This window comes from Vibrio sp. FE10 (assembly GCF_030297155.1).
GTDB classification, from domain to species: domain Bacteria; phylum Pseudomonadota; class Gammaproteobacteria; order Enterobacterales; family Vibrionaceae; genus Vibrio; species Vibrio apostichopi.
In genome coordinates this window covers 15,158-41,887 of sequence record NZ_AP028067.1, presented here as the reverse complement: position 1 = coordinate 41,887, position 26,730 = coordinate 15,158, and the positions used below count along the sequence as shown (strand labels likewise).

General features: G+C 45.5%; 18 protein-coding genes, 5 tRNA genes and 3 rRNA genes. 10 read left to right on the top strand and 16 right to left on the bottom strand.

Translation table 11 applies throughout. The features are described from left to right. Nucleotides 1-97 precede the first annotated feature (97 nt). A complete protein-coding gene (locus tag QUF19_RS00180; RefSeq protein ID WP_286295271.1) occupies nucleotides 98-511 on the top strand; it encodes a c-type cytochrome in 414 nt (137 codons plus the stop codon). 70 nt (nucleotides 512-581) lie between these two features. Here the strand turns inward: QUF19_RS00180 and rep are convergent, their stop codons facing one another. After that, entirely contained in the window at nucleotides 582-2,600 is a 2,019-nt protein-coding gene (gene rep / locus QUF19_RS00175) for a DNA helicase Rep (protein ID WP_017112130.1), read from the bottom strand. A gap of 180 nt (nucleotides 2,601-2,780) precedes the next feature. Here rep and QUF19_RS00170 point away from each other — a divergent pair, with 180 nt between their 5' ends. The 4 genes from QUF19_RS00170 to ubiK all read left to right on the top strand — a co-directional run bounded on the left by QUF19_RS00170 (nucleotide 2,781) and on the right by ubiK (nucleotide 7,993). Further along, nucleotides 2,781-3,362 carry a TetR/AcrR family transcriptional regulator gene (locus QUF19_RS00170; RefSeq protein WP_102437824.1) on the top strand — a complete coding sequence of 194 codons (582 nt, stop codon included), beginning with the start codon at nucleotides 2,781-2,783 and terminating at the stop codon, nucleotides 3,360-3,362. An 18-nt stretch (nucleotides 3,363-3,380) separates the two neighbouring features. Further along, nucleotides 3,381-4,487 (top strand): efflux RND transporter periplasmic adaptor subunit, encoded by a 1,107-nt coding sequence (locus tag QUF19_RS00165; RefSeq protein ID WP_192889684.1) that lies wholly within the window; start codon nucleotides 3,381-3,383, stop codon nucleotides 4,485-4,487. An 11-nt stretch (nucleotides 4,488-4,498) separates the two neighbouring features. Then, the gene (locus tag QUF19_RS00160) at nucleotides 4,499-7,621 is read left to right on the top strand and encodes a multidrug efflux RND transporter permease subunit (RefSeq protein WP_286295270.1); all 3,123 of its coding nucleotides are present in this window, start codon (nucleotides 4,499-4,501) and stop codon (nucleotides 7,619-7,621) included. A 120-nt stretch (nucleotides 7,622-7,741) separates the two neighbouring features. Beyond that, nucleotides 7,742-7,993, top strand: a complete 252-nt coding sequence (gene ubiK, locus QUF19_RS00155) for a ubiquinone biosynthesis accessory factor UbiK (protein ID WP_009848085.1) — start codon at nucleotides 7,742-7,744, stop codon at nucleotides 7,991-7,993. Nucleotides 7,994-8,269: 276 nt separating this feature from the next. On the opposite strand, the gene ilvC is transcribed toward ubiK, so the two are convergent. After that, complete coding sequence (ilvC, locus tag QUF19_RS00150; protein ID WP_017105790.1) at nucleotides 8,270-9,754, bottom strand: ketol-acid reductoisomerase; 1,485 nt, start codon at nucleotides 9,752-9,754, stop codon at nucleotides 8,270-8,272. A 146-nt stretch (nucleotides 9,755-9,900) separates the two neighbouring features. Here ilvC and ilvY point away from each other — a divergent pair, with 146 nt between their 5' ends. Continuing rightward, nucleotides 9,901-10,791: an HTH-type transcriptional activator IlvY gene (ilvY, locus tag QUF19_RS00145; RefSeq protein WP_286295267.1), complete on the top strand. Its 891-nt coding sequence runs from the start codon at nucleotides 9,901-9,903 to the stop codon at nucleotides 10,789-10,791. Between the two features lie 118 nt (nucleotides 10,792-10,909). Here ilvY and QUF19_RS00140 read toward each other — a convergent pair. The 11 genes from QUF19_RS00140 to QUF19_RS00090 form a co-directional block, all read right to left on the bottom strand. Then, nucleotides 10,910-11,000 (bottom strand) — tRNA-Ser (locus tag QUF19_RS00140). Nucleotides 11,001-11,071: 71 nt separating this feature from the next. Then, nucleotides 11,072-11,187, bottom strand: a 5S ribosomal RNA gene (gene rrf, locus QUF19_RS00135). 134 nt (nucleotides 11,188-11,321) lie between these two features. Further along, a 23S ribosomal RNA gene (locus QUF19_RS00130) occupies nucleotides 11,322-14,214 on the bottom strand. Between the two features lie 309 nt (nucleotides 14,215-14,523). Further along, a tRNA-Val gene (locus QUF19_RS00125) sits at nucleotides 14,524-14,599 on the bottom strand. Nucleotides 14,600-14,628: 29 nt separating this feature from the next. Next, nucleotides 14,629-14,704: transfer RNA gene (locus tag QUF19_RS00120), tRNA-Ala, on the bottom strand. 24 nt (nucleotides 14,705-14,728) lie between these two features. Then, nucleotides 14,729-14,804 (bottom strand) — tRNA-Lys (locus tag QUF19_RS00115). Nucleotides 14,805-14,806: 2 nt separating this feature from the next. Next, a tRNA-Glu gene (locus QUF19_RS00110) sits at nucleotides 14,807-14,882 on the bottom strand. 123 nt (nucleotides 14,883-15,005) lie between these two features. Beyond that, a 16S ribosomal RNA gene (locus QUF19_RS00105) occupies nucleotides 15,006-16,560 on the bottom strand. Together the 16S, 23S and 5S rRNA genes with 5 tRNA genes alongside form the textbook arrangement of a ribosomal RNA operon. Nucleotides 16,561-17,089: 529 nt before the next feature. After that, a complete protein-coding gene (gene hemG / locus QUF19_RS00100; RefSeq protein ID WP_050649805.1) occupies nucleotides 17,090-17,617 on the bottom strand; it encodes a menaquinone-dependent protoporphyrinogen IX dehydrogenase in 528 nt (175 codons plus the stop codon). A gap of 9 nt (nucleotides 17,618-17,626) precedes the next feature. After that, nucleotides 17,627-19,084 carry a TrkH family potassium uptake protein gene (locus QUF19_RS00095; protein WP_012602960.1) on the bottom strand — a complete coding sequence of 486 codons (1,458 nt, stop codon included), beginning with the start codon at nucleotides 19,082-19,084 and terminating at the stop codon, nucleotides 17,627-17,629. A 34-nt stretch (nucleotides 19,085-19,118) separates the two neighbouring features. After that, nucleotides 19,119-19,742 (bottom strand): YigZ family protein, encoded by a 624-nt coding sequence (locus tag QUF19_RS00090; RefSeq protein ID WP_004736669.1) that lies wholly within the window; start codon nucleotides 19,740-19,742, stop codon nucleotides 19,119-19,121. Between the two features lie 227 nt (nucleotides 19,743-19,969). Between QUF19_RS00090 and fadB the strand changes: the two genes are divergently transcribed. From fadB to acuI, 3 genes are all read left to right on the top strand, one after another. Next, nucleotides 19,970-22,141, top strand: a complete 2,172-nt coding sequence (fadB, locus tag QUF19_RS00085; protein WP_009848167.1) for a fatty acid oxidation complex subunit alpha FadB — start codon at nucleotides 19,970-19,972, stop codon at nucleotides 22,139-22,141. Between the two features lie 26 nt (nucleotides 22,142-22,167). Then, a complete protein-coding gene (fadA, locus tag QUF19_RS00080) occupies nucleotides 22,168-23,331 on the top strand; it encodes an acetyl-CoA C-acyltransferase FadA (protein ID WP_065111981.1) in 1,164 nt (387 codons plus the stop codon). A 242-nt stretch (nucleotides 23,332-23,573) separates the two neighbouring features. Next, the gene (acuI, locus tag QUF19_RS00075) at nucleotides 23,574-24,554 is read left to right on the top strand and encodes an acrylyl-CoA reductase (NADPH) (RefSeq protein ID WP_017103120.1); all 981 of its coding nucleotides are present in this window, start codon (nucleotides 23,574-23,576) and stop codon (nucleotides 24,552-24,554) included. Between the two features lie 109 nt (nucleotides 24,555-24,663). On the opposite strand, the gene QUF19_RS00070 is transcribed toward acuI, so the two are convergent. Together QUF19_RS00070 and QUF19_RS00065 are read right to left on the bottom strand one after the other, a co-directional pair. After that, complete coding sequence (locus QUF19_RS00070; RefSeq protein WP_102569450.1) at nucleotides 24,664-25,605, bottom strand: LysR family transcriptional regulator; 942 nt, start codon at nucleotides 25,603-25,605, stop codon at nucleotides 24,664-24,666. Between the two features lie 156 nt (nucleotides 25,606-25,761). Further along, a complete protein-coding gene (locus QUF19_RS00065; RefSeq protein WP_004736674.1) occupies nucleotides 25,762-25,947 on the bottom strand; it encodes a hypothetical protein in 186 nt (61 codons plus the stop codon). Between the two features lie 149 nt (nucleotides 25,948-26,096). Here QUF19_RS00065 and tusA point away from each other — a divergent pair, with 149 nt between their 5' ends. Continuing rightward, nucleotides 26,097-26,348, top strand: a complete 252-nt coding sequence (gene tusA, locus QUF19_RS00060; protein ID WP_017055492.1) for a sulfurtransferase TusA — start codon at nucleotides 26,097-26,099, stop codon at nucleotides 26,346-26,348. A gap of 83 nt (nucleotides 26,349-26,431) precedes the next feature. On the opposite strand, the gene QUF19_RS00055 is transcribed toward tusA, so the two are convergent. After that, nucleotides 26,432-26,686: a hypothetical protein gene (locus QUF19_RS00055; protein ID WP_004736676.1), complete on the bottom strand. Its 255-nt coding sequence runs from the start codon at nucleotides 26,684-26,686 to the stop codon at nucleotides 26,432-26,434. Nucleotides 26,687-26,730 lie beyond the last annotated feature (44 nt).

Below are 26,730 nucleotides of genomic sequence, written 5' to 3'. Positions count from 1 at the left end.
GATTTAACAGTCGCTTTTTGCAACTTAAATCAACACACCCCTCTAACACTATAAATTGGTAAGCACGTACTTACCTTGGGAATGTAAAGTGAGTTTAATGGATATGTCTCGTCGAATTTTAACTGTTGTTATCGCAGCTTTAACCTTTTCTACTGGCGTTATGGCTTCAGGCCTAAGTGAAGCGGAGCAAGATCTTATTGCTGAGCGCATCAAACCAGTTGGTCAAGTATACCTAATCGGTAGTGAGCCAGTCGTTGCTGAACCAACAGGCCCTCGTGATGGCGCAGCAGTTTACGGAACCTTCTGTATTGCTTGTCACGCATCAGGTGTGAGCGGTGCGCCAAAAACTGGTGATGCGGGTGATTGGGCTCCACGAATTGCACAAGGCCGAGACATCCTAGCAGATCACGCAATCAACGGTTTCAATGCAATGCCTGCTAAAGGTTCATGTATGGACTGTTCTGACGATGAAATCAAAGATGCTATCGAGCACATGATTGCTGGCCTGTAAGCCAAAACAGATTGATATATAAAAAAGGTGACCATGAGGTCACCTTTTTTATTACCTGAAACTCTGTCTATTACTTCTTATTAAACATCGCACGAATATTCGCAATGTGTGCCTGACCTTTTTCCATTCTCTCTTCAGCCGACTGCGGCTTTTTCACCGATTCCCACTCCACATCCTCATGAGGCAATTCATCTAGGAAGCGGCTTTGTGTCGGCTTGATCAACTCACCGTACTGTCTACGCTCACGACACTTAGTGAAAGTCAGCTCTTTTTGCGCTCGAGTAATGCCTACATACATAAGACGACGTTCTTCTTCTACATTACCTTCATCAACACTGGTTTGGTGTGGAAGAATGCCCTCTTCTGCCCCCATCAAGAATACATAAGGAAACTCTAGGCCTTTCGAAGCATGCAGCGTCATTAATTGAACTTGGTCTGCATCGTCGTTATCTTCACCACGTTCCATCATGTCACGCAGGGTTAAACGTTGAACCACTTCGCGAAGTGTCTTCTCTTCTTTATCGTAATTATCGCCTTCTAGATCGGCAACAATCCAACTATAGAGATCAGACACGTTCTTCATTCGCATCTCTGCGGCTTTCGGGCTTGGAGAGGTTTCGTAGAGCCAGTCTTCATAATTGATGTCACGAACCAAGGATCTTACCGCTTCAACGGTGTTTCCACGCTCAGCATTATCGGAGATACGAACAATCCAATCAGAAAAACGTCGCAGATTTTCTAGACCACGGCCGGTCAATGTCTGTTCTAACCCCATTTCGAAGCTGGCTTCAAATAGGCTTTTGCCTCGCATATTGGCGTAACTGCCCAGCTTCTCTAGTGTAACAGGGCCAATCTCGCGACGTGGGGTGTTCACAATACGTAGGAAGGCATTGTCATCATCCGGATTCACCAATACTCGCAGGTAAGCCATGATGTCTTTTATCTCAGCTCTAGCGAAGAAAGAGGTACCGCCAGAGATCTTGTAAGGCACACGGTTTTGCATCAGCGCTTTTTCAATCAATCGAGACTGGTGGTTGCCTCGATAAAGCACCGCATAATCTTTGTATTCAGTGCGATTCAAAAATTTATGCGCAATGATTTCGCCAGTAATACGTTCGGCTTCGTGCTCTTCATTCTTGGCGTTAAGTACTTTGAGCTTTTCGCCATCAGGGATCTCAGAGAACAGCGACTTCTCGTAAACGTGCGGGTTATTGGCGATCAAGATGTTCGCCGCACGCAAGATACGACTGGTTGAGCGGTAGTTTTGCTCAAGCTTAATCAGGCGTAGATTTGGGTAATCTTCGCCAAGTAACACCAAGTTTTGTGGTTTCGCACCACGCCATGAATAGATAGATTGGTCATCATCGCCAACAACGGTCAAACGACCGCGTTCACCGACAAGCAAGCGAACCAATTCATATTGACTGGTGTTGGTATCTTGATACTCATCGACCAATAGGTAACGAATGCGTGACTGCCAACGCTCACGAACTTCTTGATTGGTTTTCAATAGCAAAACAGGCATTGCGATCAAATCATCGAAGTCTAATGCGTTATAAGCCTTCATTTGTTTTTGATACATCTCAAAACAGAATGCAAATAACTGCTCTTGTTCACCTTGAGCACGTGCTTTCGCCTGATCTGGCGTGAGCATGTCATTTTTCCAATTTGAAATAGTGCTCATCAATGCACGTAACAAATCCTTATCACCATCGATTTGTTTCTCGGTTAGTTCTTTTAATAAAGCTAACTGGTCTTGATCATCAAATAGAGAAAAACCCGCTTTTAAGCCAAGCGCTTTGTACTCACGACGGATGATCGTAAGGCCCATGGTATGGAAGGTCGAAACAATAAGTCCTTTCGACTCGCCTTTCCCTAAAGTTTGTCCAACACGCTCTTTCATTTCACGTGCCGCTTTATTAGTAAAAGTTACCGCAGCAATGTTACGAGCTTTATAACCACATTCCTGAACCAAATAAGCGATTTTATTGGTGATTACACGTGTTTTACCTGAGCCTGCGCCCGCTAAAACGAGGCAAGGACCAGAGACGTATTTCACAGCTTCATCTTGTCTTGGGTTCAGTTTCATTACTTTCTCAACATGGTTAAAAGGTCTATTTGTTCACGCGCGCCTATAATAATGGTGCAACGGTACGAATGCTATGCTCTCTTACACAAGAATTTTACTCTATTTATGCAAAACTCTGTTGCACAAATGTACGTAATTCAGGCTATAATGAATGAACGTTCATTCACTAGTGATTAGTCTATGACCAATAATACATCTCAAGATAAACGTTTACAGATACTCTCTGCTGCGGAAAAGTTAATTGCCGAGGTAGGCTTTCAAGGCTTATCAATGCAAAAACTGGCCAAAGAAGCAGGTGTGGCTGCCGGTACTATTTATCGATATTTCGATGATAAAGACCATTTAATTGAAGATGTTCGCATTCAGGTAACTCAAAGAGTCGCGGACGCTGTTCAAAATGGTGTTAATGATTCAGATTCAATAAAGCTACGTTATAGAACTATGTGGTTAAACATATGGAACCTAGCGGGCACGAACCCTGCAGCAATCAAAAACAGGGTTCAGTACGATTCTCTACCTGCAATAAATAGCATGGCATTTAGGGAACTTGAAAGAAAAATGTTTGCCCAAGTTGAGCTACTGTTTAACGAGGGTAAAGAGCAAGGAATTTTTAAACCACTCAATAATGAAATTTTAAGTGGTTTAAGTTTAGCCGCTAGCGTGTCACTTGCACGCAAGCACTCTTTAGGTTTTTACCAAATGGATGAGGCCGCATTAGAAGCAGCCATTGAAGCCAGTTGGGACGCAATAATTACACACTAGATCGGAGTTTTGACCATAATGAAAAAGTGGACTTTCTTCATGTTACTCATCGCTGTACTGCTTTTCGGCAGCGTTATCGGGTTCAACATGTTCAAACAACAAAAAATTGCTGAGTACATGGCAAACCGTCCTGAGCCAGAGTTTCCGGTAACAGTGACTGAAGTTCAGCCGATCGACTGGATTCCAGTGATTGAAGCGATTGGTTTCATCGAACCAAACCAAGGTGTAACACTGGCTAACGAAACCAGCGGCGTTATTGATCAAATCTCTTTCGAATCAGGCACTGACGTTAAAAACGGCCAGCAACTTGTTCGTTTAGATTCAGATGTTGAGAAAGCGAACCTGAAAAGTTCGGAAGCGCGTTTACCTGCTGCAAAAGCAAAGTACAAGCGTTACCAAGGTCTATTCAAGAAAGGCTCTATCTCTAAAGAAGCATACGATGAAGCAGAAGCGAACTACTTCTCTCTATCGGCTGATATTGAAAGCCTGAAAGCGTCGATCGAACGTCGTGAAATCCGCGCACCATTCGATGGTAAAGTCGGTATCCGTAATGTGTATCTAGGTCAATACCTGCAGTCAGGTACTGATATCGTTCGTTTAGAAGATACCAGTGTTATGCGCCTGCGCTTTACGGTTTCTCAAACAGACATCTCACGCATTAATGTCGGTCAAGCTATCGATATCTTCGTTGACGCTTACCCTGAGACGCCTTTCGAAGGTTCTATCAGCGCAATCGAACCGGCAGTAAGTATCCAAAGTGGTTTGATCCAAGTTCAAGCAGACATTCCAAACAATGATGGCAAGCTTCGTAGCGGTATGTTCGCGCGTGCCAACATCATTCTGCCTAAGCTAGAGAACCAAGTAACACTACCTCAAACAGCAATCACCTTCACACTATACGGTGACAATGTTTACATCCTAACGGAAGAAGACGGTGTTCAACGTGTTGCTCAACATGTTGTAAAAGTAGGTGAACGTACCGCTGATATTGCTCACATCCTTGAGGGTGTTAAAGCGGGCGATACGGTTGTAACTTCTGGCCAAGTTCGTCTAAGTAACGGTGCCAAAGTTAAGGTTGTGGAAAGTGATGCGATCACGCCACCATCTGAAACACCTAAGCTGTAACTGGAGGCATAATGCGCTTTACTGATGTTTTTATTAAACGTCCAGTTCTAGCGGTATCCATCAGCTTTTTGATTGCGCTGCTTGGTCTACAAGCAATCTTCAAAATGCAGGTGCGTGAATACCCTGAAATGACGAATACCGTGGTAACCGTAACAACGAGTTACTACGGTGCAAGTGCCGATCTTATCCAAGGCTTTATAACCCAGCCCCTCGAACAGGCTGTGGCTCAAGCGGATAATATCGACTATATGACTTCATCTTCGGTACTGGGTAGTTCAACTATCACAGTTAACATGAAGTTGAACACCGACCCGAATGCGGCGCTGTCTGACATACTGGCCAAGACAAACTCGGTGCGTTCTCAGCTTCCAAAAGAAGCCGAAGATCCAACCGTAACCATGTCGACCGGTTCAACGACCGCGGTACTTTATATTGGCTTTACCAGTGATGAGCTCGTATCAAGCCAAATTACCGATTATCTAGAGCGTGTAATCAACCCGCAGCTATTTACGGTGAATGGTGTATCTAAAGTCGACCTTTATGGTGGTATGAAATACGCACTGCGCGTATGGCTAGATCCGTCAAAAATGGCAGCTGTTAACTTAACCGCGACTGATGTTATGTCGGTATTGGATGCTAACAACTACCAATCAGCGACAGGTCAAGCTACCGGCGAATTCGTTCTTTATAACGGCAGTGCCGATACGCAAGTATCAAACACTGAAGAGCTAGAGAACTTGGTCGTTAAAAGTGGTGAAGGTGAAATTATTCGCCTGTCTGACATCGCTAAGGTTTCTTTAGAGAAAAGCCACGATATTTACCGAGCGAGTGCAAACGGTAAGGAAGCGGTTGTTGCAGCAATTAACGCGGCACCAAGTGCGAACCCTATCAACATTGCCGCTGATGTTCTTGAGCTTCTTCCTCAATTAGAGAAGAACCTTCCAAGTAACATCTCGATGAATATCATGTATGACTCGACTATTGCGATTAATGAATCCATTCAAGAGGTTATTAAAACCATTCTTGAAGCGGCATTAATTGTACTGGTCGTAATTACTTTGTTCTTAGGTTCATTCCGTGCGGTTCTTATCCCGATCGTTACTATCCCACTATCTCTAATTGGTGTGGCTATGGTAATGCAGGCGATGGGTTTCTCTTGGAACCTAATGACGCTACTGGCAATGGTACTGGCTATCGGCTTAGTAGTTGATGATGCCATCGTTGTATTGGAAAACGTCGACCGGCATATAAAATTAGGGGAGTCACCTTTCCGAGCAGCCATCATCGGTACTCGTGAAATTGCAGTACCCGTTATCGCAATGACACTAACGCTAGGTGCGGTATACGCTCCTATCGCAATGATGGGTGGTATCACAGGCTCATTGTTTAAAGAGTTTGCACTAACCCTGGCTGGTGCTGTTTTTGTATCGGGTATTGTGGCGTTAACGTTATCGCCAATGATGTGTTCAAAAATGCTCAAAGCTCACGCCGAGCCAAGCAAGTTTGAGAAGAAGGTACATAGCGTACTAGACGGCATGACCAATCGCTACGAGCGTATGCTTGGCGCGGTAATGCAGCATCGTCCAGTCTTCATTGGCTTCGCTATCATCGTATTTGCAAGTTTGCCACTGTTATTCAAGTTCATCCCTAGTGAGTTAGCACCTTCGGAAGATAAAGGTGTAATCATGCTGATGGGTACAGCACCTTCGAATGCGAACTTAGACTACATGCAAAACACCATGAATGACGTAAATAGCCTTCTGTCTGATCAGCCAGAAGTCGCGTATGCGCAGGTGTTTACTGGTGTTCCTAATGCAAACCAAGCCTTTGGTATTGCATCAATGGTTCCATGGAGTGAGCGTGAAGCAAGCCAGTCTGAAGTAGCAAACCGTGTTGGTAACTTGGTGAAAGATGTTCCTGGTATGGCCGTAACAGCCTTCCAAATGCCAGAACTTCCAGGCGCAGGTTCAGGCCTTCCTGTTCAGTTTGTTATTACAACACCGAACAGCTTCGAGAGCCTATTCCAAATCACGACAGAGATCTTAGCCGAAGTATCTACTAACCCGCTGTTCGTTTATTCAGATCTTGATTTGAACTACGACTCAGCAACGATGAAGATCCATATCGACAAAGACAAAGCGGGCGCTTACGGCGTGACGATGCAAGACATTGGTATCACTCTAGGTACTATGATGTCTGATGGTTACGTAAACCGTATCGACTTGAATGGTCGTTCTTACGAGGTTATCCCTCAAGTTGAACGTAAGTTCCGTCTAAACCCTGAATCAATGAACAACTACTATGTTCGTGGCGCAGATGGTAAAGCAATTCCTCTAGGCAGTTTAATTACGATTGATGTTGTGGCAGAGCCTCGTTCTCTTCCTCACTTCAACCAATTAAACTCAGCAACGATTGGTGCAGTACCAGCTCCTGGCGCAGCCATGGGTGATGCGATCAATTGGTTTGAAGACATTGCAGCAACCAAGCTACCAAGCGGTTACAACCATGACTACATGGGTGAAGCTCGTCAGTACGTAACAGAAGGCAGCGCACTATACGCGACCTTTGGTTTGGCTCTGGCTATTATCTTCTTGGTTCTAGCGATTCAATTTGAATCTCTAAAAGATCCATTGGTTATCATGGTATCTGTACCACTTGCTATCTGTGGGGCACTTATTGCCTTGGCTTGGGGCGCGGCGACCATGAACATCTACTCACAAGTAGGTCTCATAACCTTGGTCGGCTTGATTACCAAACACGGTATCTTAATCTGTGAAGTAGCAAAAGAAGAGCAACTGCACAATGGCAAGACGCGTATTGAAGCCGTTATGGAAGCTGCGAAGGTTCGTCTTCGTCCAATCCTAATGACTACTGCTGCGATGATTGCGGGTCTAATCCCACTAATGTATGCAACGGGCGCAGGTGCGGCTCAACGTTTCAGTATCGGTATTGTAATCGTTGCTGGTCTAGCAATCGGTACATTGTTTACCTTGTTTGTACTGCCAGTAATCTACAGCTACCTAGCAGAGAAGCACAAACCTCTACCTATATTTGTTGAAGACAAAGACCTAGAAAAACTAGCTCGCGTCGATGAAGCAAAAGCGGCTCACAGAGAATTAGCTGATAATAAGTAATCTCTAAGTCGTGTTAACAATTAAAAAGGCTACTTCGGTGGCCTTTTTTTATACGCCAGAGGCGACTTCTTCGGTGTGATTAAATAGAATGGTAGGAAATATTCAGGAGTTTTAATTGATATGTTTGATCCAAAAAAACTAGAACAGATTGCTAAGCAGATCCACGACTCTATGCCTCAACCAGTCAAAGAGCTTGGTTCAGATGTAGATCAAAAAGTTCGCCAAGTTATCCAAGGCCAACTAAACAAGTTAGACGTTGTGAGCCGTGAAGAGTTTGATGTTCAAACACAAGTACTTCTACGCACTCGTCAGAAACTGACAGAGATGGAACAGAAGCTAGCGGATTTAGAAGCAAAGATTGCTGACAAGTAAGCCACAAAGCAAGAAAACTGAAAGGGTTGGTGTGAAAACACCAACCCTTTTGTATTTCTAAGGCTTAATCAAGAACTGAAATTCGACGTCTAAGACCTATCAAGCAATGTCCGTTCTACTGATTTGAAACTTTGCGCCTAAAAGCAAAAAGGCTTGGTCAACGGCGACCAAGCCTTTTTATTAGATTTTGTATTGCTTAATTAAAGCTCCAACCTGTAAGGAGCTAGTGATACTGCTTTGCTTTTTATGCAAATTTATCAGTATCTAAGCGACTAATTAACCGCCTACAGCGATACGCTTCATGTCGCTCATGTAGCTACGTAGCTCTTCACCAATGTACTCTACAGGGTGGTTACGGATAGCTTCGTTTACTTCAATTAGCTTCGCGTTATCTACTTGGTTAGATGTTTCACCTAGACCGCGACCGATTACGTCAGTTGCAACTGAAGGCATGAACTGCTCACGTAGTAGCGGTGTTGCTACGTTTGCGAATAGGTAGTTACCGTACTCAGCTGTATCAGAGATTACAACGTTCATTTCGTAAAGACGCTTACGAGCAACTGTGTTTGCGATTAGTGGAAGCTCATGTAGAGACTCGTAGTAAGCAGACTCATCGATGATGCCAGATGCTGTCATTGCTTCGAATGCTAGCTCAACACCCGCACGAACCATAGCAACCATAAGGATACCGTTATCGAAGTACTCTTGCTCTGAGATTTCTACGTCAGAAGTTGGGTAGTTTTCGAATGCTGTTTCGCCTGTCTCTTCACGCCAGCCTAGTAGGTTCACGTCATCGTTCGCCCAGTCAGCCATCATAGTGCTAGAGAAGTGACCCGAAATAATGTCATCCATGTGCTTGTTGTAAAGCGGACGCATTAGATCTTTTAGCTCTTCAGAAAGCTCAAACGCTTTAACTTTAGCTGGGTTAGATAGACGGTCCATCATGTGAGTTACGCCACCGAACTTAAGTGCTTCAGTAATCGTTTCCCAACCGTATTGTAGAAGTTTACCTGCGTAGCCTGGTTCGATGCCATCAGCAATCATCTTCTCGTAAGATACGATAGAACCTGCTTGTAGCATGCCGCATAGAATGGTTTGCTCACCCATAAGGTCAGATTTAACTTCAGCTACGAATGAAGACTCTAGGCAACCTGCACGGTGACCACCAGTACCAGCAGCCCAAGCTTTAGCGATATCCCAGCCTTCGCCTTTAGGGTCATTTTCTGGGTGAACAGCGATCAATGTTGGAACACCGAAACCACGTTTATACTCTTCACGTACTTCAGAACCTGGACACTTAGGTGCAACCATTACAACAGTAAGGTCAGCACGTAATTGCATGCCTTCTTCAACAACGTTGAAACCATGAGAGTAACCAAGAGCAGCGCCTTCTTTCATTAGAGGCATTACTGTCTCAACAACATTAGTGTGTTGCTTATCAGGAGTAAGGTTAATCACTAGGTCTGCTTGAGGAATTAGCGTTTCGTAGCTACCAACTACAAAGCCATTTTCGTCAGCATTCTTGAATGATTGACGCTTCTCATCAATTGCAGCTTGGCGTAGAGCGTAAGATACGTCTAGACCAGAATCACGCATGTTTAGACCTTGGTTTAGGCCTTGAGCACCACAGCCAACAATGACGATCTTCTTACCTTCAAGGTATTCAGCTTCAGTCGTAAATTCTTCACGATCCATGAAACGGCAGCGACCTAATTGGTCTAGTTGCTCACGAAGGTTTAATGTATTGAAATAGTTAGCCATTGTAGGGCACTCCTTTAAAAATAAGTCCGTAAGGTCGATATCTCTCTATCGAATGACTTCATACTAAAACAGACACCCCGTTGCTGAAAGTGATATATTCACAATTAGTTATTGCAATAAATGCAACATGGAAACGATCGCAAAACATGAACATAAAATCTCTACAATTATTTATACATTTATGTGATAGTAAAAGTTTCAGCAAAACAGCTGCTGCTATGCACGTTAGTCCTTCGGCCCTTAGTCGTCAGATACAAAAGCTTGAGGAAGAAACAGGGCAAGAGCTGCTTATCAGGGATAATCGAAGTGTTGACCTCACACCAGCAGGGAAACATCTGTTGCCTGTGGCATTGATCATCGTTGGCGAGTGGCAGCAATATAATCTTCACCTAAAAGGCGGAGAACAGGAGCTTAAAGGTGAGATCCGCATCTTCTGCTCCGTAACAGCAAGCTACAGTCACCTTCCTGAACTCATTACCGAGTTCAGGGCTATTCATCCGTATATTGAGTTTAAGCTCTCTACCGGTGATCCAGCACAATCCATCGACAAGATACTGAATGATGAGGCTGATATCGCTATTTCAGCTAAACCTGACATTTTGCCTTCAAGATTAGAATTCGAAACCATCAGCGATATACCACTGTCAGTGATCATTCCATCTGGCGTGAGTAGCTTTAGCCAGCAGCTGCAATCAGATAAACCAAACTGGAATGAAGTGCCTTTTATCATTCCAGAAGCTGGTACTGCTCGTGAGCGTGCGAATGCATGGTTCAAAAAGATGAAGATAAAGCCCAGTATTTACGCACAGGTGTCTGGGCATGAGGCGATTGTAAGTATGGTAGCGCTAGGCTGTGGAGTGGGTATCGCTCCTGATGTCGTCATTAACAACAGTCCAGTGAGAGATAAAGTCGATCGTTTAAAAATAGAACCGATAAAACCGTTCGAACTAGGCGTTTGTTGTAAACGGTCTCAACTGGAGAACCCACTAATTAGAGCATTCTGGCAAGTCGCCGAAGGAAAGTATCTCCCTGACTAGTTAACCTTAGATATGTTGGTTAAGAGAATAATAGAGAGAGCACGTTAGTGCTCTTTTTTGTTTTTCTAAATAACAGATATGAAAAAGCCCGCTGATTTCTCAGCGGGCTTTTCAATGGTGGTGGAGGGATAGGGATTTGAACCCTAGAACCGCTATTAACGGTTGCCGGTTTTCAAGACCGGTGCTTTCGACCACTCAGCCATCCCTCCAACAAATTGTCATCAATAGATTAGTACACTAATGATGTTGTTAATTGCGAATGCAAGTAACGATATTTAAAGCCTGGCGATGTCCTACTCTCACATGGGGAAACCCCACACTACCATCGGCGCTATTGTGTTTCACTTCTGAGTTCGGCATGGAATCAGGTGGGTCCACAATGCTATGGTCGCCAAGCAAATTTTGCTTTTACTTTCAGTTTTTTAAAAACTGAAGGCAAAATAATCTGGAAAGCTTATCTAAAAGTTATTTCTCTTCAAACGCATTCAAGGTCTGGTACATCTGAGTCCACAAAACCCCTTGGGTGTTGTATGGTTAAGCCTCACGGGCAATTAGTACAGGTTAGCTCAATGCCTCGCAGCACTTACACACCCTGCCTATCAACGTCGTAGTCTACGACAACCCTTTAGGACACTTATAGTGCCAGGGAAAACTCATCTCAAGGCTCGCTTCCCGCTTAGATGCTTTCAGCGGTTATCGATTCCGAACTTAGCTACCGGGCAATGCCATTGGCATGACAACCCGAACACCAGAGGTTCGTCCACTCCGGTCCTCTCGTACTAGGAGCAGCCCCTTTCAATTTTCCAACGCCCACGGCAGATAGGGACCGAACTGTCTCACGACGTTCTAAACCCAGCTCGCGTACCACTTTAAATGGCGAACAGCCATACCCTTGGGACCGACTTCAGCCCCAGGATGTGATGAGCCGACATCGAGGTGCCAAACACCGCCGTCGATATGAACTCTTGGGCGGTATCAGCCTGTTATCCCCGGAGTACCTTTTATCCGTTGAGCGATGGCCCTTCCATTCAGAACCACCGGATCACTATGACCTGCTTTCGCACCTGCTCGAATTGTCATTCTCGCAGTCAAGCGGGCTTATGCCATTGCACTAACCACACGATGTCCAACCGTGTTTAGCCCACCTTCGTGCTCCTCCGTTACTCTTTGGGAGGAGACCGCCCCAGTCAAACTACCCACCAGGCACTGTCCGTAATCCCGATTCAGGGACCAACGTTAGAACATCAAAACTACAAGGGTGGTATTTCAAGGACGACTCCACCACATCTAGCGACGCGGTTTCATAGTCTCCCACCTATCCTACACATGTAGGTTCAATGTTCAGTGCCAAGCTGTAGTAAAGGTTCACGGGGTCTTTCCGTCTAGCCGCGGGTACACTGCATCTTCACAGCGATTTCAATTTCACTGAGTCTCGGGTGGAGACAGCGTGGCCATCATTACGCCATTCGTGCAGGTCGGAACTTACCCGACAAGGAATTTCGCTACCTTAGGACCGTTATAGTTACGGCCGCCGTTTACCGGGGCTTCGATCAAGAGCTTCGACCGAAGTCTAACCCCATCAATTAACCTTCCGGCACCGGGCAGGCGTCACACCGTATACGTCATCTTACGATTTTGCACAGTGCTGTGTTTTTAATAAACAGTTGCAGCCACCTGGTATCTGCGACTCTCGTCTGCTCCATCCGCAAGGGACTTCACTGATAAGAGCGTACCTTCTCCCGAAGTTACGGTACCATTTTGCCTAGTTCCTTCACCCGAGTTCTCTCAAGCGCCTTGGTATTCTCTACCCGACCACCTGTGTCGGTTTGGGGTACGATTCCTTACAATCTGAAGCTTAGAGGCTTTTCCTGGAAGCATGGCATCAATGACTTCACTACCGTAGTAGCTCGACATCGTATCTCAGCGTTAAGAAAGTCCGGATTTACCTAAACTTTCCGCCTACATACTTGAACCTGGACAACCGTCGCCAGGCCCACCTAGCCTTCTCCGTCCCCCCATCGCAATTGTAAGAAGTACGGGAATATTAACCCGTTTCCCATCGACTACGCCTTTCGGCCTCGCCTTAGGAGTCGACTTACCCTGCCCCGATTAACGTTGGACAGGAACCCTTGGTCTTCCGGCGAGGGAGTTTTTCACTCCCTTTATCGTTACTCATGTCAGCATTCGCACTTCTGATACCTCCAGCAGCCCTTACAGACCACCTTCAACGGCTTACAGAACGCTCCCCTACCCCACATACCCTAAGGTACGTAGCCGCAGCTTCGGTGTATAGCTTAGCCCCGTTACATCTTCCGCGCAGGCCGACTCGACCAGTGAGCTATTACGCTTTCTTTAAATGATGGCTGCTTCTAAGCCAACATCCTGGCTGTCTGAGCCTTCCCACATCGTTTCCCACTTAGCTATACTTTGGGACCTTAGCTGGCGGTCTGGGTTGTTTCCCTCTCCACGACGGACGTTAGCACCCGCCGTGTGTCTCCCGGATAGTACTTACTGGTATTCGGAGTTTGCAAAGGGTTGGTAAGTCGGGATGACCCCCTAGCCTTAACAGTGCTCTACCCCCAGTAGTATTCGTCCGAGGCGCTACCTAAATAGCTTTCGGGGAGAACCAGCTATCTCCAGGTTTGATTGGCCTTTCACCCCTAGCCACAAGTCATCCGCTAATTTTTCAACATTAGTCGGTTCGGTCCTCCAGTTGATGTTACTCAACCTTCAACCTGCCCATGGCTAGATCACCTGGTTTCGGGTCTAATCCTAGCAACTGTACGCCCAGTTAAGACTCGGTTTCCCTACGGCTCCCCTAAACGGTTAACCTTGCTACTAAAATTAAGTCGCTGACCCATTATACAAAAGGTACGCAGTCACACCACGAAGGTGCTCCTACTGCTTGTACGTACACGGTTTCAGGTTCTATTTCACTCCCCTCACAGGGGTTCTTTTCGCCTTTCCCTCACGGTACTGGTTCACTATCGGTCAGTCAGTAGTATTTAGCCTTGGAGGATGGTCCCCCCATATTCAGACAGGATATCACGTGTCCCGCCCTACTCGATTTCACTGATTATGATGTGTCGGTTACGGGGCTATCACCCTTTGTTGCGCCACTTTCCAGAGGCTTCACCTGCATCATTAAAAGCTTAAGGGCTAATCCAATTTCGCTCGCCGCTACTTTCGGAATCTCGGTTGATTTCTCTTCCTCGGGGTACTTAGATGTTTCAGTTCCCCCGGTTTGCCTCCTGTTGCTATGTATTCACAACAGGATACGTGCTTATGCACGTGGGTTTCCCCATTCAGAAATCCCAGACTCAAAAGGTTATTACTACCTAATCTGGGCTTATCGCAAGTTATTACGTCTTTCATCGCCTCTGACTGCCAAGGCATCCACCGTGTACGCTTAGTCACTTAACCATACAACCCGAAAGGGTCTTAGTGTATGGCAACTAACCAAGGTTTTTGGTTGTCATTAAGAAGGGTTAATTCTTAATGACTGTTTGCCGGACTCAATTGAATCAAATAAATTTGATTCGAATACAATACACTTGAATGTGTTTGTTGTGTTTATCTAATGAAAGATAAACATTGAGAACTTTTAAATTTGATTGAATTACTCGTAAGTAATCAAATCAGTCAGCTTTCCAAATTGTTAAAGAGCAAGAGTTTTAAGTATTAAACTTTCAAACCCATTTTTAAATACTCTCTTACGAGAATGCTTAAAGATGGTGGGCGATACCGGGCTCGAACCAGTGACCCCCTGCTTGTAAGGCAGGTGCTCTCCCAACTGAGCTAATCGCCCATAAAAGTTTTAATTCCTTATGGAAGGAATGGTGGAGCTATGCGGGATCGAACCGCAGACCTCCTGCGTGCAAGGCAGGCGCTCTCCCAGCTGAGCTATAGCCCCATATTTTATTTCCTTGGGAGGAAATGGTGGGTCGTGCAGGATTCGAACCTGCGACCAATTGATTAAAAGTCAACTGCTCTACCAACTGAGCTAACGACCCAATGGTATCCCGTAGGGGAGTCGAACCCCTGTTACCGCCGTGAAAGGGCGGTGTCCTAGGCCTCTAGACGAACGGGACACTGCTAATTTATCTCTACTTTAAAAGTAGAAACAAACTTCGAAGAACCTTGGGAGTTCTTCTTCTCTTTGCTTTTCTAAACCTAATCAATCTGTGTGGACACTCATCGTAAGTATCTTCGTATAAGGAGGTGATCCAGCCCCAGGTTCCCCTAGGGCTACCTTGTTACGACTTCACCCCAGTCATGAACCACAAAGTGGTGAGCGTCCTCCCCGAAAGGTTAAACTACCCACTTCTTTTGCAGCCCACTCCCATGGTGTGACGGGCGGTGTGTACAAGGCCCGGGAACGTATTCACCGTGACATTCTGATTCACGATTACTAGCGATTCCGACTTCATGGAGTCGAGTTGCAGACTCCAATCCGGACTACGACGCACTTTTTGGGATTCGCTCACTATCGCTAGCTTGCTGCCCTCTGTATGCGCCATTGTAGCACGTGTGTAGCCCTACTCGTAAGGGCCATGATGACTTGACGTCGTCCCCACCTTCCTCCGGTTTATCACCGGCAGTCTCCCTGGAGTTCCCGACATTACTCGCTGGCAAACAAGGATAAGGGTTGCGCTCGTTGCGGGACTTAACCCAACATTTCACAACACGAGCTGACGACAGCCATGCAGCACCTGTCTCAGAGCTCCCGAAGGCACACCTGCGTCTCCGCTGGCTTCTCTGGATGTCAAGAGTAGGTAAGGTTCTTCGCGTTGCATCGAATTAAACCACATGCTCCACCGCTTGTGCGGGCCCCCGTCAATTCATTTGAGTTTTAATCTTGCGACCGTACTCCCCAGGCGGTCTACTTAACGCGTTAGCTCCGAAAGCCACGGCTCAAGGCCACAACCTCCAAGTAGACATCGTTTACGGCGTGGACTACCAGGGTATCTAATCCTGTTTGCTCCCCACGCTTTCGCATCTGAGTGTCAGTGTCTGTCCAGGGGGCCGCCTTCGCCACTGGTATTCCTTCAGATCTCTACGCATTTCACCGCTACACCTGAAATTCTACCCCCCTCTACAGCACTCTAGTTCACCAGTTTCAAATGCAGTTCCGAGGTTGAGCCCCGGGCTTTCACATCTGACTTAATGAACCACCTGCATGCGCTTTACGCCCAGTAATTCCGATTAACGCTCGCACCCTCCGTATTACCGCGGCTGCTGGCACGGAGTTAGCCGGTGCTTCTTCTGTTGCTAACGTCAAGATGCGCAGCTATTAACTACACACCCTTCCTCACAACTGAAAGTACTTTACAACCCGAAGGCCTTCTTCATACACGCGGCATGGCTGCATCAGGCTTTCGCCCATTGTGCAATATTCCCCACTGCTGCCTCCCGTAGGAGTCTGGACCGTGTCTCAGTTCCAGTGTGGCTGATCATCCTCTCAGACCAGCTAGGGATCGTCGCCTTGGTGAGCCATTACCTCACCAACTAGCTAATCCCACCTAGGCATATCTTGACGCGAGAGGCCCGAAGGTCCCCCTCTTTGGCCCGTAGGCATTATGCGGTATTAGCCATCGTTTCCAATGGTTATCCCCCACATCAAGGCAATTTCCTAGGCATTACTCACCCGTCCGCCGCTCGACGCCCAACAAATCTTCCGAAGGTTCAATGTTGTCGTTTCCGCTCGACTTGCATGTGTTAGGCCTGCCGCCAGCGTTCAATCTGAGCCATGATCAAACTCTTCAATTTAAGATTTTGTGACTCAACGAATACTGACTTCAAAACTAATATTTACCGAAGTAAACATGTAATTCTAAAGCTATTACCATTCCAACAGAATGGTAATGAATTGACTGTGCCGAATAACTACAAGTAGTTAAACGTATTGGTCACTCAGCTCATTGAAATCAATTTTGATTCCGAAGAATCTGTTTTATCTAAGATAAAACGTTTTGATATTCATCAACGAGTGCCCACACAGATTGATAGGTTTAAATTGTTAAAGAGCTTTTCCTTTTTGAGCTTCGCTCAAATCGGACGGCCATTTTAGCGATTTAAGTTTTAGTGTCAACCACTATTTTCAAAACTTTTTTCAAGCGCTTAGCTTGGCTAATTTGACCTGCTGATTCGTTTTGGTTTCTTACGAAGCCTTCCCGTTTCAACGAGGTCGCATTATAGAGATTTCGATCACACTGGCAAGCCCTTTTTGAAGTTTTTCTCTTTTTTTTATTCGTTCGATTAAAAAGAGCACAAAACGCCTCAAAAGTAGGCTTTTCTCTTACATCTCTTGCAGTTTCTTAGAGAATAAAGAGACTTTTTCCCAGTTCGTGTACTCAACTTCCTTGGTTGTATCCGTTTCACCACCTGTCATATTCATAATGAAGCGAATCATGGTTTTATCGAACCAATTATAACGAGGGTAATAGAGGGCACCCGCGAATACACCGATCAAGGTCGGCTGCCACGGTGACTTGAGAAGAAATTTCTTAATATAAGCGCTACCTTCAGGAGTATCTTTACCTTGGTCTTCTTTACGAGCCGTTAAGTTAACGCAGAAGAAAGCGACCTTGTTTGATTGCAACTGAGCAAGATTGGCATCAATAAACTGGTATAGCTTCTTATTAAGGTGGCCGTAACGAATAGATGCACCAATCAACACTCTGTCGTACTGAGCAAAGTCGACATTATTAACAGTGTGCAGATCTTGAAGCTCACATTCGAACTCATTCATTTCTTCTTTTATATAGTTCAAGATTTTCTTGGTCTGACCTTCACGGCTTGAATACAAAAATAGAGCTTTTGCCACAATATGTCCTTAGCTACGCCAAAACGTAGGGGTCAATAAAATTAATAAGGTGAATATTTCTAAACGGCCAAACAACATAGACACGATCAATACCCACTTGGCTTTGTCATTAACGTCGCCAAAGTGCATCGCAACCTCGCCAAGACCAGGACCAAGGTTATTCAATGTTGCCGCCACGGCAGAGAAAGCACTGAGCTCATCCATCCCCGTAGCAATAAGAGCCAACATACAAACCACAAAAACCAATGCGTATGCAGAGAAGAAGCCCCAAACCGCATCCACGACACGTTGTGGTAGTGCCGAACCACCAACCTTGATGGTATAGACAGCACGCGGGTGAACAAGACGCTTCATTTCACGAGCACCTTGCAAGGTAAGCAGCAATATTCGAATGACTTTCATACCACCACCCGTTGAACCTGCACAACCACCTATAAAAGAAGAGAACAGAAGCAGCACAGGTAAGAATAACGGCCACTCAGAGAAACCAGTGGTGGTGAAGCCTGCGGTTGTTGAAATAGATACTGTCTGGAACAACGCCTGATCGAAAGCATCATAATACGAATCGTAAGAGTGATGATTCAGTAGTAATAAGAAACAAACTAAGAACAGGACGACTTGAATAAAGATAAAAGCGCGGAACTCAGGATCTTTCCAATAATACTTAGGATGCACACCACCTGAAGCAAATGCCGCAAAGTGAAGTGAATAGTTACACGCAGAGATAAGAAGGAACACGACCGTAATCATGTTGATAGCAGGGCTATTGAAGTAACCCATACTTGCATCGTGAGTCGAGAAGCCACCAATAGCAATGGTTGAGAAACTGTGGCTGATTGCATCAAAGAAGCTCATACCAGCAAGCCAAAACGCCACTGCACAAGCAATAGTTAGACTCAGATAGATGTACCAGAGCGCTTTTGCCGTTTCAGCAATACGCGGAGTCATCTTACTGTCTTTTACAGGGCCTGGGATTTCAGCACGATACAGCTGCATACCACCGATACCCAGAACAGGAAGGATGGCTACCGCCAATACGATGATACCCATACCACCAAACCACTGTAGAAACTGGCGGTAAAATAGAATGGCTTTAGGCAGGTCATCGAGACCAACAATTACAGTTGCACCTGTCGTCGTTAATGCTGAAAACGATTCAAAAAAGGCGTCAGTAACCGAAACACTCGGATTATCCGCGATCAAAAACGGCAGCGCACCAGCACTACCGATTACCGTCCAGAACAACACCACAATAAGAAAGCCATCTCGCGCCTTCAATTCATGTTTATAGCGTCGGTTTGGAAACCAGCAAGTTGCTCCACAAAATAATAGAACGAAGAAAGTCGTCACAAATGGCACACCCGCACCATCTCTATAGATCAGTGCGACGAGCGCAGGTGCGAGCATTGATACACTAAAAAGTGCTAATAATAATCCGACGATTCGAATAATTGAGCGAAATTGCATGAGCTATTGAACGAAGCAAAATGCTTCACACTTCCTAGTTGTCTTTGACTTTCGTTACCAGTGCCTTAGCACCGCTTTTATTGATCATGGTTTGGGTAAACGAATCTACCTGAAGGAGCTCTATTTCAATAATAAGCTCAACTTGAACACCATAATCCGCTTGGACTTCAACAGCCTGATGCTGAGCCATAATGGATTGCGCGATTGGCACAAAGCCATAGTCTAACTCTAGCCGTAATTTTGTGGTTATTTTTTTCTCGATAGTTTGAAGCAGCTTGAGAGCTTGTTGTACTCCACCACCATACGCCTTTACTAGGCCACCCGTTCCAAGCTTGATTCCGCCTGAATAACGAGTGACAACAGCCGTCAGTTCACCGACACCAGAACCAGACAGTTGCGCCAAGATAGGCTTACCCGCAGTACCAGATGGCTCTCCATCATCACTAAAGCCCCATTTCATTGAGTCTTCAGGTCGCCCTGCAGCAAAACCCCAACAATTATGTCGTGCTGATGAATGCTCTTTTTTTACCTGTTCTACGAACTGTTTAGCAGCTTCTACACTTGGAGTATGAGCAAGATGAGTAATGAAGACGCTCTTCTTTATCTCTTCTTCAAACAGAGCCGACGCAGACGGTATTAAATAGGGCTGTTCATTCATATCGTTAACTTAATTAATAAGAGCGGCGAAGTGTATCACGCGTGAATAATAAGGGTTAGAGGATCTGTGCTATCGCACAATGTTAAACAATTGTTTAAAAAATGTATTGAAATTCACCAAGCAGAGGTACAGACTAAGATAACTGGTCTTACCAGGTATTCTACAATAATAGAAAGATAACAAGATTCTCTCAAACAATCGTGGATTGTATGTCATGGAGATAGACAATGATTTACCAAGCTAACACCTTACAGGTAAAGGAATTACAAGACGGTATTGCAGAACTTAGCTTCTGTGCGCCAGCCTCTGTAAACAAACTCGACCTTGCTACTTTAGAATCACTAGATAAAGCGTTAGATGCTCTTAATGCTCACGCTGGATTACGTGGTTTAATCTTAACTTCAAACAAAGACGCGTTCATCGTAGGCGCAGACATCACTGAATTTCTTGGCCTATTTGCTAAGCCAGAAGCAGAACTTGATGAATGGTTAAGATTCGCGAATTCAATCTTCAGCAAGCTCGAAGACCTTCCTGTCCCAACTCTTTCAATGATGCGTGGCCATGCCCTAGGTGGCGGCTGTGAATGTGTCTTAGCGACCGATTTCCGTATCGGTGACAAGACCACCAGCATAGGCCTACCAGAAACCAAACTTGGCATCATGCCTGGCTTTGGTGGTTGTGTACGCCTGCCACGTGTTATCGGTGCTGACAGCGCAATGGAAATTATCACGCAAGGCAAAGCATGTCGTGCTGATGAAGCACTTAAAGTTGGCTTGTTAGATGCGATTGTTGAAACCGACCAACTACTAGAATCAGCGATTAACACTGTTTCTCTAGCAGCTAATGAGAAACTTGATTGGCAGCTACGCCGTAAACAAAAAACATCAGCGCTTTCATTAAGCAAACTAGAAGCGATGATGAGCTTTACCATGGCTAAGGGCTTAGTGGCTCAAAAAGCAGGGCCTCATTACCCAGCACCAATCACTTCGGTTATCGCTATAGAAGAAGCAGCCCGTAGCGATCGCGATGCAGCATTGGATATAGAGCGTAAACACTTCGTTAAGCTAGCGAAATCTGAAGAAGCAAAAGCATTGGTCGGTCTATTCTTGAATGACCAATACATCAAAGGCCTAGCGAAACAAGCGGGTAAGTCTGCCAACAAAGCGACTGAACGTGCAGCGGTGCTTGGTGCTGGCATCATGGGTGGCGGTATTGCTTACCAGTCAGCATTGAAAGGCGTGCCAGTGATGATGAAGGACATCGCACAAGCATCACTTGATCTAGGAATGAATGAAGCTTCTAAGCTGTTGAATAAACGTTTATCGCGCGGTCGTCTCGATGGATTCAAGATGGCAGGTATTCTGTCTTCTATTACTCCAAGCCTACATTACGCAGGTGTTGAGCAGTCAGATGTGATTGTGGAAGCCGTTGTAGAGAACCCTAAAGTAAAGGCAGCCGTACTGAGCGAAGTAGAAGGTTTGGTTGGTGAAGACACGGTTCTAACATCAAATACCTCGACGATTCCGATTAACCTGTTAGCGAAATCTTTGAAGCGCCCAGAGAACTTCTGTGGCATGCACTTCTTTAACCCAGTACACCGCATGCCTTTAGTTGAGATCATCCGTGGCGAGCATACTTCAGAAGAAACGATCAATCGCGTGGTTGCTTACGCAGCGAAGATGGGTAAATCCCCTATCGTTGTTAACGACTGTCCAGGCTTCTTCGTTAACCGTGTACTTTTCCCTTACTTTGGCGGTTTCAGCATGTTGCTACGCGACGGTGCTGATTTCACTAAGATCGATAAAGTCATGGAGCGCAAGTTCGGTTGGCCAATGGGCCCTGCTTACTTGCTCGACGTTGTAGGTTTAGACACAGCACACCATGCACAAGCAGTAATGGCGCAAGGTTTCCCTGAACGTATGGGTAAAGAAGGTCGTGATGCAATTGACGCACTTTACGTCGCTGAAAAATACGGCCAAAAGAACGGCAGCGGTTTCTACACATACAGCGTAGACAAACGCGGTCGCCCGAAGAAAACCTTCTCTGAAGACATTCTTCCTATCTTGGCTGACGTATGCCAACAGCCACAAGACTTTGATGACCAGACAATTATCCAACGAGTGATGATTCCTATGATCAACGAAGTGGTGCTTTGTTTAGAAGAAGGCATCATCGCGACACCACAAGAAGCGGATATGGCACTGGTTTACGGTTTAGGCTTCCCTCCATTCAGAGGCGGCGTATTCCGCTACTTAGACAGTGTGGGTATTGGTAACTTCGTTGAAATGGCGAAGAGCTATCAAGACTTAGGTGCAATGTACCAAGTTCCTCAACTATTGCTTGATATGGCAGCGAAAGGCGAAAGCTTTTACGACGGCCAACAAGCCAGTTCTCTGTAACCCACATTTGGAAAAGGAATAGCAAAATGAATAATGTAGTTGTTGTTGATTGCCTTCGTACCCCAATGGGACGTTCCAAAGGTGGAGCTTTCCGTCACACTCGTGCTGAAGATCTATCGGCACATTTGATGAAAGGCATTTTAGAGCGCAACCCAGAAGTAAACCCTGTCGAAATTGAAGACATTTACTGGGGTTGTGTACAACAAACGCTAGAGCAAGGCTTTAACGTGGCTCGTAACGCTGCTTTGCTTGCTGGCCTACCGATTGAAATTGGTGCGGTAACGGTGAACCGTTTATGTGGTTCATCTATGCAAGCTTTGCATGATGCAGCTCGTTCAATCATGGTTGGAGATGCGGAAATCTGCTTGATAGGTGGTGTCGAACACATGGGTCATGTGCCTATGAACCACGGTGTCGATTTCCACCCAGGCATGTCTAAGCACGTAGCAAAAGCAGCAGGAATGATGGGCCTAACGGCTGAGATGCTTGGCAAGATGCACGGCATCAGCCGTGAAGACCAAGATGCCTTCGCTGCTCGTTCACACGCTAGAGCACAAGCTGCAACAGTAGAAGGTCGTTTCAAGAACGAAATCCTACCAACAGAAGCTCACGCAGCAGACGGTTCACTGTTCACTCTGGATTACGATGAAGTTATTCGCCCAGAAACAACGGTTGAAGGTCTATCTCAACTTCGTCCTGTATTCGACCCAGCTAACGGCACGGTAACAGCAGGTACTTCATCAGCATTGTCTGATGGTGCATCGGCAATGCTGATCATGAGTGAAGATAAAGCCAACGCGCTTGGCCTTAAGATCCGCGCTCGCGTGAAGTCGATGGCTATCGCAGGTTGTGATCCTTCAATCATGGGTTACGGCCCAGTACCGGCGACTCAAAAAGCGTTAAAACGTGCAGGTCTGAACATTGAAGATATGGGCGTTATTGAACTCAACGAAGCGTTCGCTGCTCAATCTCTGCCATGTGCTAAAGACCTAGGTCTGTTGGATGTGGTTGATGAGAAAGTTAACCTTAACGGCGGTGCGATTGCACTCGGTCACCCACTGGGTTGTTCTGGCTCTCGTATATCAACCACCCTAATCAACCTAATGGAAGCGCAAGACGTGAAATACGGCTTAGCGACCATGTGTATTGGTTTAGGCCAAGGTATTGCAACGGTATTTGAACGCCCATAGCGATCACTGACAGTAATACTTGAAGGGTAATCTTTTGTGCAGCTATATTTATATAGCTGCACTTTTTATTACTCGGTATCCGATAATCTATCGATTCGTTAAGCGAACTTGGCAAAAGAAAAAGCACCACCTACATCTATGCACAAAATGCATAGATTCAATGTTGATGTTTCATTATTTTTTCTCCAACGATTCAACTAAAGTTACTTCAGTTTCCTAATATTCCTCCTACGGAGCAGATCATGTTTAAAGCACTTGTACTAAACCAAGAAGACAAAAAAACTATCGCATCAGTTTCTCAAATTGATGAGTCTCAACTACCAGAAGGTAACGTGAAGGTTGATGTGAGCTACTCTTCTTTAAACTACAAAGATGGTTTAGCGATAACAGGTAAAGGGCGCATTGTTCGCAACTTCCCTATGGTTCCTGGTATCGACCTTTCTGGTGTGGTTTCACAATCTGATGACCCGCGCTACAAAGCAGGCGACGAAGTTGTTCTAACGGGTTGGGGTGTTGGTGAAGGCCACTGGGGCGGTATGGCTGAGAAAGCGAGCCTAAATGGTGACTGGTTAGTGCCAATGCCTGCAGGTCTAGACGCTAAGAAAGTAATGGCGATTGGTACAGCTGGCTTCACCGCGATGCTTTGTGTACAAGCTATCGTAGATGCAGGCATCAAACCTGAAGACGGTGAAATCCTAGTAACCGGTGCAAGTGGTGGTGTAGGCAGCGTGTCTATCACTCTACTTAACCAACTGGGCTACAAAGTGGCAGCGGTTACTGGCCGTGCTTCAGAAAATGGCGAGCTTCTAAAATCACTAGGCGCGACACGCATTGTTGAGCGTGCTGAACTAGAAGAACCAGCAAAACCACTTGAGAAACAACTGTGGGCTGGTGCTATCGATACAGTAGGCAGCAAAGTACTTGCGAAAGTATTGGCGCAAATTGATTACAACGGTGCGGTTGCAATGTGTGGCCTAGCTGGCGGCTTTGACTTACCAACAACGGTAATGCCATTCATTCTACGTAACGTTCGCCTGCAAGGTGTTGATTCAGTAATGTGCCCTCGTGAGAAACGTATTAAAGCGTGGGAACAACTTGCTGAGCTGCTACCTGAATCTTTCTACGGCCAAGCGACTAAAGAAGTATCTTTAGATGGCGCTATTCAAGCGGCAGAAGACATCACTAACGGTCAAATCACTGGTCGCGTAGTTATAAAGCTTTAATAATCAGCTAAAGCTCAAATATCCCAGAACAACAAAGGGCTGATAATAATCAGCCCTTTTGCATTTTTGTCATTTGGATCGACTAAACCAAAGCTAGATCTAAGTTAAGTTACCCCAAGCCAACATCCGCAATACGCTTCTGAATCAACTCACCACACTCCTCTTTCACCACCCTTCTTAACCATTGTTGCGAGGCAGAAGAATCGCAGCGCGAATGCCAGATCAGTGAGTAATCAAACGGCATAAACTCAAATGGCAACGGCTTGACGACTAAGTCATAACGCTCTGCCACCAAATAAGCCAAATCAGCGGGTACAGTTATCACTAATGGCATTCTATCGACAATCGCCAATGCAGCTTCAAGGTGGTACGCGCGCAGTACCATTTTGCGAGGCTGTTGATTAGCTAAAGCGTTATCGAGTAAAGCCTTAACACCATCACTGATCGCAATCATCGCGTGAGGTAAAGAAACATAATCTTCAAGACTTAACGATCGATCGGCTAACGGGTGATTTTTAGATAACAAACATGATACGCCCACTGGCCCCAAGACTTCTTGATGAAGTGGTGCGATGCTGCCGCTCGGGCGACAAATCGCCATATCAACACGTTCAGTACTGAGCTGCTTAAACAAATGCTCATGCTGCAGTGGCGCAAACTCCAAAGAAATGTTCGGCGCTTGTTCATAAATCTTAGGTAACGCATACGGCAAGATGGTTTGCATCGCATAGTCAGTGGTCGCGATCAGAAAACGCTCACTGCAATAGTAAGGATCGAAATCACTCGGGCTAAGCAGTTGGCGGAATGACTCTAAAGGCTGATCAATGCGCTGGCTGATTTCGAGTGCTTTCTTGGTGGGAATAAGGTGCTGACCTTGGCGCGTAAACAGGGGATCGTTGAGTAGTTCTCTTAAGCGACCTAATACTCGACTGGTTGCCGATTGGCTTAAGTTAAGACGAAGCGCGGCTTGACTAACACTGCCCTCTTCAATCAATACCTTTAGGGCGACCAGTAAATTCAGGTCTCTACGATAGATGTCTTCTAATTCCACGCCACTTACCTAGCTGTATACAATTATCATTGGTCACTAAGTTGTTTATAGCATGCTTTAGATAAAAAAAATCCCGCAATTACGCGGGGAAGCCCAAGAAAATCTGGGGATAGTGTCGGAATGTTGTCGTATCGGAATTTGCTTGTTGTATCCGGGTTAGTGCTCTTGCTCCTCGGCTATGCCTTGCCAACGGCGCATCTCTACCCAAATACCAATAATCGTTGCTACTATGCCAAAGATTGGCATTAGAGAGGTCTCTGTCGATGAGCGTAGTACTAACGCACAAAAAGAAATAAAACAGAGAACTGAATAAATTGTTAATCTATCTAATCCTGTCAACATCGCCACTCCTTAGCTAGTTGCCTTTGTTACAAGTTGTTATCAACTTGTTAACTAAGTTATAGGAAATGATTCTGTTTGCCAAGCACTTATTGCATATTTTTTCTGCAGACGTATTATTCACTCGTTAGATAGATATAGAGATACAAACCATGACATTCAAACCTGAACTGGCAACCCACACTTTAGAAGCTGAAGGCCTACGTTGCCCAGAACCAGTAATGATGGTCAGGAAGACAATTAGAAACATGCAGGATGGCGATGTGTTACTGGTAAAAGCTGACGACCCTTCGACAACTCGTGATATTCCGAGCTTTTGTCGTTTTATGGATCATCAGTTAGTCGGCCAAGCGACTGAAGCTTTGCCTTACCAATATTTGATAAGAAAAGGTTTGGAGGCATAAGCCTCACCTAAATATCAAGCATCAAAAAAGCCGCTCGTACCTTATGTTCTTCAACGGAACTCAGAGTACGAGCGGCTTTTTGTTTATTCGTTTCTAGATTTGTTTTGCAGATGCTCTAGCTGATGCTGAATTTCTCGGATATCTTTTCGCATAGGAATAATATGCGCGACCCGAATCCAAGCTTCTACCGCAAGCCCGGTCATGATCATCGAACCCGCCACCATTGGTAGCCACATGTCCGTCAACACCATGCCTAATAGTGTAAGTGCAAGACCAAAGGTAAAGAGATAACTTTGGCTTTGTGGAGTAATACCCATATAACGCGTCAACATAATCATGCCCTCGTGTTCTTAACTCACAAGATTAAAATATCATGACAAGT